Genomic DNA, 13,578 nt, shown 5'->3' with positions numbered 1-13,578 from the left:
AGGTGGCGTGTGCCCAGCCACCGCCTGCACATTCCATGAACCGACGGAGACAAACCACACCATGATTCGCACCCTGCTTTCCTTCACCGCGATCGCTTTTGCCGTGGGCACCACCGCGCACGCCCAGGCACCCGCACCGGCTGCGGCCTACCCCACCAAGCCCATCCGCCTGATCGTGCCCTTCCCGCCCGGCGGCGGCACCGACATCCTCTCGCGGCTGGTGGCCACCAAACTCACCGAAAGCGCCAAGTGGACCGTGGTGGCCGACAACAAGGCCGGCGCGGGCGGCACCATCGGCATTGGCGAAGCTGTCAAGGCCGCGCCCACGGGCTATGACCTGGTGATGGGCCAGAAGGACAACCTCGTGATCGGCCCCTGGCTGTACAAAAACCTGCCCTGGGACCCCACCAAGGACCTGACCGCCATCGCCCACGTGGCCTACACGCCCGTGGTCATCGCCACCAGCGTCAACTCCAAGTACAAAACGCTGGCCGACGTGGTGGCCGCCGCCAAGGCCTCGCCCGGCACCATCACCTATGGCTCGCCCGGCAACGGCACCTCCATCCACCTGGCAGGTGACCTGTTCGAGAAGGCCGCAGGCGTCAAGCTGAGCCACATCCCGTACAAAGGATCGAACCCCGCGTTGATGGATGCGCTGGCGGGCAACGTGGACCTGCTGGTCTCGTCCCTGCCCTCTGCCATGGGCCAGATCAAGGCAGGCAAGCTGCGTCCGCTGGCCGTCACGTCGGCCAAGCGCAGCTCGTCGCTGCCCGAAGTGCCCACCGTGGCCGAGTCGGGCTTCAAGGACTTTGATGTGAGCACCTGGTACGGCGTGTTTGCCCCAGCCGGTACACCCGCCGCCGTGGTGACCACCGTGAACGCTGAAATCAACAAGCTGCTGGCCACGCCCGACATGAAGGCCGCCATCCAGGCCCAGGGCGCCGAGCCCGAAGCCATGTCGCCCGCACAGTTTGGCACCCTGCTCAAGACCGACTACGCCAAGTGGAAGGGCATCGTGGAAGCCTCCGGCGCAAAGATTGAGTGACCCCCTGAGGCGCTTCGCGCCTTCCCCCTGAAGGGGGACGCACCCGGTGGCCTGGCGGAGCCAGATCCACGGGTGCACTGGTGGGAGGCGCGCCTGTTCCGCGAGCTGTGGGAAGCGGATGCGCAGCGTTGTCGAGAACTGCCATGAAAAACGGCCCCGTAAGGAGCCGTTTTTTTATGGAGCAACTCGCTCAGTCGCGCACCACCAGCACGGGGATATGCACCACACCCAGCACGCGCTGCGTGACGCTGCCCAGCACCAGCTTTTCAAGGCCGCGCCGACCGTGGGAACCCATCACGATGAGATCGGCGCCTGTGCTCTCCAGCGCGCGCAGGATGCCGTCGTGCACGGCATGGCCCTCGCCCACCACGGTGGTCACAGCCACACCGGCTTCGGCCATGGCTTTGCGCGTGGCTTCCAGGGCCGCGTTGGCTTCGGAGGTAGCGGCATTGATGTACTGCGCCTGGCCATACGCAAAATCGGCCCCCACGCCCGTGAAGGGATAGGGGTCTACCACATAGACCGCCGTCACGGCGCTGCCAAAGGTCTTGGCCAGCCCGGCCGCCTTGGACACGGCCAGCATCGAGGTGTTGGAACCATCGACTGGAACCAGAATGTGCTTGAACATGGTGCTTCTCCTTGGGTTGATGGGTGAGTCAAGCTTGTGGCCCGACTTCTTGAACCAGAGTGTGAACCGCCACCATACCCCGCATCTTGATTCGCATCAAATCGGCTGCACACATGCGCTGCTGCAGGCGCTTGTGTTCAGGCTGCCGGGGTCTGCCCCACCACGTCCGCCCCCTGAAAGTTGCCGCGGCGGCAGGTGACCACCAGGGTGTCGCGGTACCCGCCTTCGGCCAACGGCTGAATGGGGGTGGACTCGTGGATCATGCGGGCATCGTCCAGCAGCAGCAAAGACCACGGCTCGGTCAGCGTAAAGCGCTGGCCGCTCGGGCCTGCGGCCTCGAACACGCGCGTCTCGCCGCCCTTGACGCCCTCGCGCCCCACCAGGAAGACGGCCACAAGGTCCACGCCATCGCGGTGCGCCCCCTCGGGCGTGGGCCGGCCAATGCCGTCGGTGGTGTCGATGCGGAACTGGTGCGCCTCGATGAACCAGGGCACGGGCGCCTCGGACGGAGCAAACACGGCATCGGACACCCCAGCCAGCGCAGCCAGCAGCTGCTGCCACACCGGCTGGGCCACGGTGGCAGCCTCCATGGGCGCAAACCAGCGCTCCATGCCGCCATGCAGCGCGTTGTATTCCACAGGTTGCCAGTGCGCCCGGTGCGGTGCCTGCTGCAGTTGCCCGCCCTGCACCACAAAACACGCATGGCGGCGGCGCCGGTAGCGGCCACCGTCCTTCAGAAAATCATCGGGCGGCAACGCCGCCCAGTCGCCATTCAGGGCCATCAGCGACGAAAGATCGCAGCCCACCCAGCGGGCCACATCGGCAGGCGACAGAACGGCGTAGCCCGCCTGGCGAAGCTGGCTCGCCACATCGGAGGGAGCCGTGAACGGAGGAGAAAAAGTGACTTGGGCCATAGAAGCCCGAGCTTAACCGCTGGCGCCGCAGGTCTTCTGCGGTGGCTCAAGCAAGGTGCGGCAGGGCCTGCCACCTGCGTGGCATCCCGCAGCACTGCAATCGGCCTTCCCCCTCAGTCGTTAGCCGCTCGCCGCTCGCCATTAGCCGTTAGCCGTTAGCCGTTAGCCTATCAATCGCGGTTGCCGTGGCCCTTGCCGTTGCCATGGCCGCGCCCCCGGTCATGGTCACGGTCGTGCTTGCCACCGTGGCGGTGGTCGTCGTCCCAGCGGCGGTCATCGCGGCCGTGGGCACGGGGTGGAGGGCCACGGCGTGGTGGTGGCTCCTGCACAAAATACACCGGTTGGTTGCAGGCGTTGTAGCGGCCACAGTGTTTGCCCCAGTTCTTGGCATGGCCGGGCGGCACATACAGGTAGATGGGTGCCCGTGGCACCACCACTGCCGGGCGGTGGATGATGACCGGCTCGGCGTAGATCAGCGGCGGTGGTGGCGCATTGCCGATGTTGATGCGGCCGTACACGCCGGGCGCCAGTTCGCCGCCCACGGTGGCGTTGACATAGGCCTGCGCGTGGGCGCCGCCAGCGGCTGCCAGCAGCAGCGCGGCCATCGCGCCAGACAGGAGAAGACGGAGTGAGTGCATCGTGGTCATGGTGGTGTTTTTCATGGGGGACTCCTTGTTTTTGCCACCCGGAGCCGCCACCCGTTGGGCGGCTGCGGTAGGCTGGCCCTGGTTTGTAACAAGGCCTGCCACACCCTACACCGCGCAGGGTGCACAGGATGTAAGGAAATGGCGACAGAACCCCTTGCCGGCCTCGCAGCGGTCAATTTTACAAGCAAAATTTGCTTCTAGCGCTTACCTATCAAGCGCTAGCAGCTATCAAAATAGAAGCACCCTCCAACAACAGACGGCCCTACACCACCGCCCCTGCCGGCGCCTCCCGCAGTGCGCTGGCAGGTCCGGGCCGCCCAAACAGGTAGCCCTGCCACATGTGGCAGCCCAGGCTGGCCAGCATGTCGCGCTGCTCGCAGGTTTCCACGCCTTCGGCAATCACGCCCAGGTCCAGGCTCTGGGCCAGGGTGACGATGGTGCGGGCAATGCTGGCATCGTTGGCGTCGGTGAGCAGGTCGCGCACAAAGCTCTGGTCGATCTTGAGCTGGTCCAGCGGCAGGCGTTTGAGGTAGCTCAGGGACGAGTACCCGGTGCCGAAGTCGTCGAGCGAAAACCCCAGGCCCAGCGCCCGCAGCGTGGTCATGCGCTCGACCGTGTCCTCCACGTCGTCGAGCAACAGTGTCTCGGTCAGCTCCAGCTTCAGGCGCTGCGGATTGGCCCCCGTCTCTTCAAGCACCCCCAACACCTCGTCCACAAAGTGCGGGTGGCGGAACTGGCGCGCGCTCACGTTGACGGCCAAGGTCCAGGGGGCGGTGGCCGGGTCTTTTTCCCACTCCACCAGCTGCAGACAGGCAGTGCGCAATATCCACGCCCCCAGCGGCACGATGAGGCCCGAGGCCTCGGCCACCGGAATGAACTCGGCCGGCGACACCAGCCCCCGCTGCGGGTGCTGCCAGCGCACCAGCGCCTCGGCCCCCACCATGCCGCGGGCTTGGCTGATCTGGGCCTGGTAGTGCAGCAGGAACTGGCCGTCGCGCAGAGCCTCGCGCATCCCGGACTCCAGGGCCGTGCGCGCTGTGACGGCGGCCTGTGTGCGCGGATCAAAGAACCGCATCGTGTTGCGCCCGGCACCCTTGGCCTGGTACATGGCCATGTCGCCCCGCTTGAGCAGTTCGTCCACTGAGCCCTGCGCATCGGCATACAGCGCCACGCCGATGCTGCACGAGCTGTGGTACGTGTGCCCCCCAAGCGGGTAGCCTTGCGCCAATGCGAGCAGCACCGCGCGCCCCACGGTTTCTGCCTGGGCGGCGGCTTCGTGGGCCTGTGGGCTCAGCCCCTCGATCAGCAGCACAAACTCGTCGCCCCCCAGCCGCGCCACGGTGTCGCCGCTGCGCACACAACCGCCCAGGCGGGCCGCCACCTGGCGCAAGAGCTGATCGCCGAACTCGTGGCCCTGTGTATCGTTCAGATCCTTGAAGTTGTCCAGGTCCACAAACAGCAGTGCCCCGCCCGCACCGGAGCGCGCCGAGGTGGCCAGGCTGTGCTGCAGACGGTCGTTCATGAGGCGGCGGTTGGGCAGACCGGTGAGCGGGTCGTAGAACGCGAGCAGACGGATCTCCTCCTCGGCCGCCTTGCGGTGCGAGATGTCGGTCAGCGTGCCCACATAGTGCGTGACCTCGCCTTGTGCAGAACGCACAGCCGTCACCGTGATCCACGCGGGGTACACCTCGCCGTTCTTGCGCCGGTTCCACACTTCGCCCTGCCAGGCACCGGTGCTGCGCAGCGCACTGTGCAGGCCTTCGTAAAACTGCGCATCGTGGCGGCCAGACTGCAGCAATGCGGGGGTCTGGCCCACGAGCTCCTCCACCGTATACCCCGTGAGGCGTGCATACGACTGGTTGGCCTTGAGGATGCGCTGGTCCGGCCCTGTAACCACCATGCCCTCGAAGGACTCGAACACGGACGCCGCGATCCGCAGCGACTCCTCGGCCCGGCGGCGCTCGGTGATGTCGGTGGAGATACCGCACAGCGCGTGGATGCTGCCGTCGGGCAGGCGAAGGGGAATCTTGACCGACAGGTAGGCACGGGTCACGCCATCGGCCAGGTGGGTATTGACCTCTTCCACCTCCAGCCGCTCGCCGTGCTCCAGCACGCGCCGGTCGTTCTCCTGAATCTGTACGGCAGTGGCCTGGTCAAAAAAAGCCGTGTCGTCCTGCCCCACCACCTCGCTCGCGGGCCGCCCGAACAGCTCCAGGATATGGTGGTTCGCATATTGGTAGCGATAGTCCCGCCCCTTGATGTAGATGAAGGCGCCCACGCTGTCGAGGATGGCCGCCAGCTTCTGCTCGCTGACCTGAAGGTGGCGTGTGCGCTCCTGCACCTTGCGCTGCAGCACCACGGCCGAGAGCGCGGCCAGCAGCCCGAACAACGCCAGCCCCGCCACACCCCACCACGCCCAGGGGGGAATGCGCGCGCCCTGCTCCTGTCCGCCCCAGCGGCGCAGAACCTGGGTGTATTGCGTGTCGGCACCGCTGCGCCAGTCCTGCACTGATCGATCAATGGCATCCAGCACATCGGCGTTGCGTCCGAGGCCGGTGGCAAAGTACAAGGTGGCGGGCTGGAACACGATGCCCGAATCCGCCAGCCCATACTGGGCCGCATGAAAGTTGCCGAACAGGTGGTTGGCAATCACCGCATCCGCATCGCCGTTCTGTACAAATTCGAAAGCCTCGGTCAGTGTGGACGCGTCGATCAGCAGCACCGCGATTCCAAAACTGTCCATCATGCTCTGGAAGGTTGCGCGCTGCACCGAGCCCTTGAGCACCGCCACACGCTTGCCCGCCAGGTCGAACATCGACTGGATGGAACTGCCCCGCGCGCGGTAGACCTGCGACCAGCTGTGCAGCACAGGCGAGGCGTGAAAGTCGAACAGCCGCTCGCGCTCGCGGGTGCGGGCGACGTCGGGCATCAGGTCAATCTGCCCGGCTGCCAGCGCATCCAGACAGTCCTGCCAATCGCAGGGCACATAGCGCAGTGTCCATTGCTCTCGGGTGGCCACCAGCTGCAGCAGGTCCACAAAGATGCCTGAGGGCTTGCCCTCCGCGTTCACAAACACCTTGGGTTCGTTGGAGTACACCCCCACGCGCAGTTCGCGCGGAGCCGCCATCGCAACGCCACATGCCCACAGCAACGCCAACAGCACTGCCCATCGCAGCCAGCCGACGCAATGGCTCCCGAACCGGTACACGCATGGACTCACAGCTTGGCCCTATCGAAATCAGGGAAATAAGACCCATGGTAACGAAAGCTTGCAAAAACATCCAAATGCAATCTGCCACCGCCGGGCTTGGAGTAGCATGTGCCCACCCCCGCTTCGCCCAGGAGACAGCGATGCCCCACGAACGCCGCCACTTTGTCCGCGTCGGCTTTGACGCACCGGCCCTGCTGACCACATCCACCGACGCATTCAGCGTGCATGTGCTGGACCTGTCCCTCAAAGGCGCGTTGATCATGGTGCCCGCGCAGGCCGACCTGGAGCCGGGCATGCTCTGCCAGCTGACCATTCCCCTGGCCGAAACCGGCAACCACATCGCCATGTCCACCGAAGTCGCGCATACCGAAGGCCTGCACACCGGCCTGCTGTGCCGGGGCATCGATCTGGACAGCGTGACCCACCTGCGCCGCCTGATCGAACTGCAATTGGGCGACCCCGCCTTGCTGGAGCGCGACCTGGGCGAGCTGACGCTGGCTACGCCATCCCACTGACCCGGGGCATGGAAAAAAGGGCTACCAATGGCAGCCCCTGACTCCGACTCCCGGCCTGGCCACCCGCCCATGGGCCACTGCAACTGCTACTGCTACGGCCCCTACTGAGCCTCCTGCTCCTGCAGCGCCCGCCACATCACCTTGCCACTGCCACTCTTGGGCAACGCCGCCACAAACTGCACGATGCGCGGCACCTTGTAGACCGCCATGTTCTCGCGGCACCAGTCGATGATCTGATGCTCGGTCGTGTCCTGGTGCGTGGCGCGCAGCACCACCACGGCCTTGACCGTCTCGCCCCGGTAGCTGTCCTTGGCGGCGATGATGCAGGCCTCCTGGATGGCTGGGTGGCGGAACATCAGCGCCTCCACCTCGGCGGGCCATACCTTGAAACCGCTCGCGTTGATCATGCGCTTGAGCCGGTCGGTCAAAAAGAAATAGCCGTCCTCGTCCATGCGCCCCAGGTCCCCCGAACGGAAGAACCGCTTGCCCTCGAACTCGATGAAGGCCGAGGCCGTGGCATCGGGCCGCTTCCAGTAACCCTCGAACACCTCGGGGCCATGGATGATGATCTCGCCCTGCTCGCCCACGGGCAGCTCCTGCAGCGTGTCGGGGTCGATCACCCGCGCGTCGGTGCTCATGAACGGAATGCCCAGGCACTGCTGCTTGGGGTGGTCGGGCGGGTTGGCGTGCGACGGAGCGGCTGTCTCGGTCAGGCCATAGCCCTCGGAATACCGCAGGCCATACTGCTCCAGCAAGCGCTGCGCCACTGCCTGCGGCATGGCGGCCCCACCACCACCGATATAGGCCAGGCTGGACAGGTCATAGCTGGCAAAGTTCGGGCTGCCCAGCAGGTCGATGACCATGGTGGGAATGTTGGTCCAGGTGGTGACCTGGTAGCGCGATATGAGGCGCCCGGCCAGGTCGCGGTCCCACCGGGGCATGATGACCAGCGTGGCGCCGCAGTAGATCGACGTGTGCATCACGCTCACCATGCCGGTGATGTGGAACATGGGCACCACCGCCAGCGTCACATTGTCGGCTGACCCATTGCCCCACAGGCTGGCGGCCACCGTGTTGTGCATGATGCTCTTGTGCAGGTGCATGCAGCCCTTGGGCAGGCCGGTGGTGCCGCTGGTGTAGGGCAGCAGCGCCAGGTCGGCCGGCCCCACCGACAAAGCGGGGGGCGCATCACGACAAGCCAGCGCATCAACCCAGGCGTGGACCTGCCCGCCCTCCAGCGCAGGCAAGGGGTGGCGCGTGCCCAGCCAGTCCATCCATGCTTCGGGCGGCGCATCAATGCCGGTCACGGCCACGTCGAACGCATCCGAGAACTGTGTGACCACCAGATGCGCCAGGCGCTCGCCAGGGGCCAACGCATTGCTGGCCTTGGCCATCTCCGGTGCCAGATCACCGGTAGTGATCGCCACCTTGGTGTCGGGATCGGTGATGTAGTGCTTGAGCTCCTCGGCCCGGTTCATGGGATTGACCGGCACCACCACCGCATTGGCCCGCAGGATGGCGAAATGCGCCATCACCAGCTGCGGGCAGTTCTGCATGCACAGCACCACACGGTCGCCGCGCTGCACGCCCAGCTGGGCCAGCCGCGCAGCCAGGCGCTCCGCGCCTTCCATCAATTGCCGATAGCTGACCGTGGTCCCAAAAAACACCAGCGCCGCCTTGTCGGGGTAGCGGCGTGCATTGGTGGCCAGGTTGTCCCACAGCGAGGTGGACGGCAGGGTGATGGACTTGGGCAGCCGGCGGGGCCAGAACTTGTAGTGAGCGCGCATGGAGCAGGGATTCCTTTGAAGAACACAGCCTAGTTCGCATGGTGCCCCACGGCATTGGGGATGGCACTGATGCTGCGTCGCGCATGTGACGCCGAGGTACCGGTCGCACGCGGCGCAGTGGCCACAGGCTGGCGGCGCAGCGCCAGCGCTTCTGGGGCAGCTGTGATCGAGATGCGTCGGCTACCATCGTCGCCACGCCGCTTGTTCATCCTACCTACCAAGACTCGACGACATGCTGACCCTCGTCTATTACGCCCTGATGCTCCTGGTCGGTTACTTCTTTTACCGGTACGGACAGAAGTTGCTCAACCAGGGCTTGCGCGACGAGAACGATGAGTTCACCAAACCACCTGTCGGGCCCATCGGCTTCTTGCTCGTTGCCGGTTTGGGTTGCTACCTTTTGCTCGAAGCCCTGCGCGCAGTGGTGCTGCGCGAAATTCCCTGCGTTGGAAAGGGCTGCGCCGGGCAGGTCTACACCCTGGCAGAGCATTCCGGCCAGTACTGGGCCAACCTGTTTTTTGTGGTGTGGTTGGTGCTCGCCCTGGGCTACACGATGTACGTGACGATCAAGATCTGGACCAGGGGGTAAGGCGCAGGCCTCCACCCCGGCCATCAGCTATTGACCTGCGCCCACAACTTGTCCAGCCGCTTCACGCTCACCGGCTGGGGCGTGCGCAGCTCCTGCGCAAAGAAGCTCACGCGCAGCTCCTCCAGCAGCCAGCGCAGCTCTTGCATGCGCGCATCCACCTGCCCCTTGCGCTCGGCCACCAGGCGCCAGTAGCGCTGCTCTTGCGGGCGCAGCTCGGCCAGCTTGGCAGCGTCACGGGCGGGGTCGGCGCGGTATTTATCAAGCCGCAGCGTGATGGCTTTGAGGTAGCGGGCGTAGTGGGCCAGTTGCGTCCACGGGGCCACGGCAATGAATTTCTTGGGCACCAGGCGCTGCAGCTGCTGCAGTGCGTCCGCAGTGGCTTCGGGGGCGTTTTTGGTGTCCTTGATCTTGCGGGCGGCGGCTGCGTATTCGGTGAGGATGGTGGCGGCCAGGCGCGCCACCTCATTGGCGATCAACGTGAGGCGCCCCCTGCCCTCTTCCACGCGGCGTTTGAAGGCAACTTCGTCGGTCGGCAGCGGGTCGAGCAAAAAGGCCCGGTCCAGCGCCACGTCGATGATCTGGGTGCGCAGCTCTTCCTGCGTGCCCAGGGGCATGAACGCTACGGCCATTTTCTGCAGATCGGGGATGTTTTTTTCCAGGTACTTGAGGGCGTCCTTGATCTGCAGCGCAAACAGGCGGCGCAGGCCCGCGCGGTGTTTGGCGGCGGCGACTTCGGGCTCGTCAAAAACCTCGATGGTCACAGCGTCGCCGCCGTCGATGAGCGCCGGGAAGCCGATCAGCGTCTGCCCGGCCTTTTTGATCTCCATCAGCTCGGGCAGCTCGCCAAACGTCCAGGTGGTGTAGCGCTGGCCTGCGGGGGTCGATGGGGTGACGCTCGCAGGTTTCGCGGGCGCGGGCGCTGCCCCCTTTACTCCTGATTTAGTAGCTGCTTGCGCTTTACCATCAAGCGCTGGAGGCATTTTTGACTCATTTTTTTCACTCTCTGCTGCCCCGCCACCGAGCTTGAGCCCTGCCAGCGCCTGGAATGCGCCGCGCGCCTTGGCGCCCCATTCGGCCTTGAGCGCGCCCAGGTTTCGGCCGTGGCCCAGCTGGCGGCCGTGCTCATCCACCACGCGGAAGTTCATGAACAGGTGGGGGCTGAGCATGTCGAGCTTGAAGTCCGCCCGCTTCACATCCAGCGAGGTTTCGTCGCGCACCTGCTTGAGCAACACATCGGTAAGGCTGCCGGTGCCAAAACGTTCGGGCGTGCCCAGCAGCGCGGCCAGACGGGTGGCGGACTCGGGCAGCGGCACAAAGCGGCTGCGTGGGCGCTGCGGCAGGCTTTTGAGCAGCGCCTGGATCTTGTCCTTGAGCATGCCGGGCACCAGCCATTCGCAGCGCTCGTCGCTCACCTGGTTGAGCACAAAGAGCGGGATGGTCACGGTGATGCCGTCACGCGCATCGCCGGGCTCGTGCAGGTAGCTGGCGGCGCAGTCCACACCACCGAGGCGCACGGTGCGTGGGAAGGCGTTGGTGGTGATACCCGCGGCCTCGTGGCGCATCAGTTCTTCGCGGGTGAGCTTGAGCAGATCGGGCTGTTTTTTACTTTCTTCGCGGTACCAAGCCTCAAAGCTGTGGCCGCTGCATACCTCGGGCGGCAGCTGCTGGTCGTAGAAGGCGTAGATGAGTTCGTCGTCCACCAGCACGTCCTGGCGGCGGGACTTGTGCTCCAGCTCTTCGACCTTGGCAATGAGCTTCTGGTTGGCGGCCAGGAAAGGCAGCTTGGTCTCCCAGTTGCCACCCACCAGCGCCTCGCGGATGAACACCTCGCGCGCAGCGTGCGGGTCTACCTTGCCGAAGTTCACGCGGCGGTTGTTGTAGACCACGATGCCGTAGAGCGTGGCGCGCTCCAGCGCCACCACTTCGGCAGACTTTTTCTCCCAGTGCGGGTCGAGCAGCTGCTTGCGCAGCACATGCCCGCCAATCTGCTCCAGCCACTGCGGCTCAATGGCCGCAATGCCCCGGCCAAACAGACGCGTGGTTTCCACCAGTTCCGACGCCACGATCCAGCGGCCGGGCTTCTTGTTCAGGTGCGCGCCTGGGTGTTTGTAGAACTTGATGCCGCGCGCGCCCAGGTACCAATCTTCCTCGTCGCTCTTGGCGCCCACGTTACCCAGCAGCCCGGCCAGCATCGACAGGTGCAGCTGCTCGTAGCTGGCGGGCTGGGTGTTGATCTGCCACTTGTGCTCGGTGACCACCGTGAGCAGCTGGGTGTGGATGTCGCGCCACTCGCGCAGGCGCCGGATGCTGATGAAGTTCTGGCGCAGCAGCTGCTCGTACTGGCGGTTGCTGAGTTTGTGAGTCGCAGCGGGGACGGCGGCGGGTACAGCAGCAGGCGCTGCGGCAGGACTGCCCCCGCCACTGCGCTGCGCCACCGGCAAGTAGGCCTGCGAAGGCGCTTTCTGCGCGGCCATCGCCTTCTGGGCACGGGCCGATGGCAGGCTGGGTGCTCCGCCCCGCGCTTCGTTGATCCATTTCCACAGCTTGAGGTAGCCGCTGAACTCGCTCTTGTCGTCGTCGAACTTGGCGTGCGCCTGGTCGGCCTGCTGCTGCGCCTCCATGGGACGGTCGCGCACGTCCTGAACGCTCAGGGCGCTGGCAATCACCAGCACTTCATCAAGCGCCTTGCGGTCGCGCGCCTCGATGATCATGCGGCCCACGCGCGGGTCCAGCGGCAGTCGCGACAGTTCCACGCCCATGGGGGTCAGCTCGTTGGCGTCATCCACCGCACCCAACTCGGCCAGCAGCTGGTAGCCGTCGGCAATCGCGCGGCCCGAAGGTGCCTCGATGAAGGGGAACTGCGTCACGTCGCCCAGATGCAGCGACTTCATGCGCAGGATGACGCCTGCCAGCGATGACCGCAGGATTTCGGGGTCGGTAAAACGGGGGCGGCCATTGAAACCAGCCTCGTCATACAGGCGAATGCAGATGCCGTTGGCCACCCGGCCGCAGCGGCCAGCGCGCTGGTTGGCGGCGGCCTGGCTGACGGGCTCGACCAGCAGCTGCTCGACTTTGCTACGGAAAGAATAGCGCTTCACGCGCGCTGTTCCTGCGTCAATGACGTACCGCACGCCTGGCACGGTGAGCGAAGTCTCGGCCACGTTGGTGGCCAGCACGATGCGGCGGCCCGTGTGGCCGTCAAAGATGCGGTCCTGCTCCGCCTGGGACAAACGCGCGAACAGCGGCAGCACCTCGGCATTGCGCATCACGGGCTGGTGCGACAGATGCTTGCGAAGGTGGTCGGCCGCTTCGCGGATCTCTCGCTCGCCGGGCAAAAACACCAGGATGTCACCGGCCGCATTGCCTTGCCACAGCTCGTCCACACCATCGGCAATGGCCTCGTTCAGGCCGTAGTCGCGGCTTTCTTCAAACGGGCGATAGCGCTGCTCCACCGGGAAGGTGCGGCCCGACACCATGATGACGGGGGCCGGGCCCTTGGCCGACTCAAAGTGCTTGGCAAACCGGTCCGCATCAATCGTGGCCGAGGTAACGATGACCTTCAGATCAGGCCTGCGCGGCAGGATCTGGCGGATGTAGCCCAGCAGGAAGTCGATGTTGAGGCTGCGTTCGTGCGCCTCGTCAATGATGATGGTGTCGTAGTTCTTGAGCAGCGGGTCGGTCTGCGTCTCGGCCAGCAAGATACCGTCGGTCATGAGCTTGACGGAGGCATCGCGGGAGAGGCGGTCCTGGAACCGCACCTTGAAGCCCACGACATCGCCCAGCGGCGTGTTCAGCTCTTCGGCGATGCGCTTGGCCACGCTGCTGGCCGCAATGCGGCGCGGCTGGGTGTGGCCGATGAGCTGGCCCTTGGTGCCTGGCCTGGCGTTGCACTTGCCTCGGCCCAGCGCCAGTGCAATCTTGGGCAACTGCGTGGTCTTGCCTGAGCCCGTTTCGCCGCACACGATGATGACCTGGTGCTTCTTGATGGCCTCCATGATCTCTTCGCGCTTGCCCGATACGGGCAGGGACTCAGGAAAGGCGATGCGCAGCAGCGCAGTGCGCGGGGCGGTTGGCAAGGGGTGGGGAGGCGCGGATTCGGTCATGGAGGGCTGCATTATCCGAGCCGGGCGTTGGCCGCGTGCAACACGGGCCATGCGCGCGGTTGCCAGCGCGGGTGCCGGGCTTCCACAATCGCGCCTCGACTGGCGATGCCTCCGTGGCCAATGCCCCCAGGAATACCGA

The 13,578-nt window shown here is 65.5% G+C and carries 10 protein-coding genes; 3 read left to right on the top strand and 7 right to left on the bottom strand.

Annotation, left to right across the window (positions count from 1 at the left end; all coding sequences use genetic code 11):
• The first annotated feature begins 61 nt into the window (after positions 1-61).
• On the top strand, positions 62-1,045 hold the full coding sequence (locus ACSQ22_RS09305) for a tripartite tricarboxylate transporter substrate binding protein (RefSeq protein ID WP_055397442.1): 984 nt from the start codon (positions 62-64) through the stop codon (positions 1,043-1,045).
• Between the two features lie 190 nt (positions 1,046-1,235).
• On the opposite strand, the gene ACSQ22_RS09300 is transcribed toward ACSQ22_RS09305, so the two are convergent.
• The 4 genes from ACSQ22_RS09300 to ACSQ22_RS09285 all read right to left on the bottom strand — a co-directional run bounded on the left by ACSQ22_RS09300 (position 1,236) and on the right by ACSQ22_RS09285 (position 6,361).
• Complete coding sequence (locus ACSQ22_RS09300; protein ID WP_055397444.1) at positions 1,236-1,673, bottom strand: universal stress protein; 438 nt, start codon at positions 1,671-1,673, stop codon at positions 1,236-1,238.
• A gap of 137 nt (positions 1,674-1,810) precedes the next feature.
• Entirely contained in the window at positions 1,811-2,587 is a 777-nt protein-coding gene (locus ACSQ22_RS09295; RefSeq protein ID WP_228895043.1) for a 2OG-Fe dioxygenase family protein, read from the bottom strand.
• Between the two features lie 170 nt (positions 2,588-2,757).
• Positions 2,758-3,249: a hypothetical protein gene (locus ACSQ22_RS09290; protein ID WP_228895041.1), complete on the bottom strand. Its 492-nt coding sequence runs from the start codon at positions 3,247-3,249 to the stop codon at positions 2,758-2,760.
• Positions 3,250-3,496: 247 nt separating this feature from the next.
• Positions 3,497-6,361 (bottom strand): EAL domain-containing protein, encoded by a 2,865-nt coding sequence (locus tag ACSQ22_RS09285; protein ID WP_436130136.1) that lies wholly within the window; start codon positions 6,359-6,361, stop codon positions 3,497-3,499.
• 224 nt (positions 6,362-6,585) lie between these two features.
• On the opposite strand from ACSQ22_RS09285, the gene ACSQ22_RS09280 reads away from it, so the two are divergent.
• On the top strand, positions 6,586-6,960 hold the full coding sequence (locus ACSQ22_RS09280) for a PilZ domain-containing protein (RefSeq protein ID WP_055397452.1): 375 nt from the start codon (positions 6,586-6,588) through the stop codon (positions 6,958-6,960).
• A 101-nt stretch (positions 6,961-7,061) separates the two neighbouring features.
• Here the strand turns inward: ACSQ22_RS09280 and ACSQ22_RS09275 are convergent, their stop codons facing one another.
• Positions 7,062-8,747, bottom strand: coding sequence for a long-chain fatty acid--CoA ligase (locus tag ACSQ22_RS09275; protein WP_436130135.1), 1,686 nt, complete (start codon positions 8,745-8,747; stop codon positions 7,062-7,064).
• Between the two features lie 29 nt (positions 8,748-8,776).
• Positions 8,777-8,956 carry a hypothetical protein gene (locus ACSQ22_RS09270; RefSeq protein WP_436130134.1) on the bottom strand — a complete coding sequence of 60 codons (180 nt, stop codon included), beginning with the start codon at positions 8,954-8,956 and terminating at the stop codon, positions 8,777-8,779.
• Positions 8,957-8,979: 23 nt separating this feature from the next.
• Between ACSQ22_RS09270 and ACSQ22_RS09265 the strand changes: the two genes are divergently transcribed.
• A complete protein-coding gene (locus ACSQ22_RS09265) occupies positions 8,980-9,336 on the top strand; it encodes a hypothetical protein (protein ID WP_436130133.1) in 357 nt (118 codons plus the stop codon).
• A gap of 23 nt (positions 9,337-9,359) precedes the next feature.
• Here the strand turns inward: ACSQ22_RS09265 and hrpA are convergent, their stop codons facing one another.
• Positions 9,360-13,439: an ATP-dependent RNA helicase HrpA gene (hrpA, locus tag ACSQ22_RS09260; RefSeq protein ID WP_436130132.1), complete on the bottom strand. Its 4,080-nt coding sequence runs from the start codon at positions 13,437-13,439 to the stop codon at positions 9,360-9,362.
• Positions 13,440-13,578 lie beyond the last annotated feature (139 nt).

It is taken from the genome of Acidovorax sp. LjRoot38, from assembly GCF_964252975.1.
Classification (GTDB): domain Bacteria; phylum Pseudomonadota; class Gammaproteobacteria; order Burkholderiales; family Burkholderiaceae_C; genus Acidovorax; species Acidovorax facilis.
Note: the sequence above shows the minus strand (reverse complement) of the source record. Positions and strands in the feature narration are given on the sequence as shown.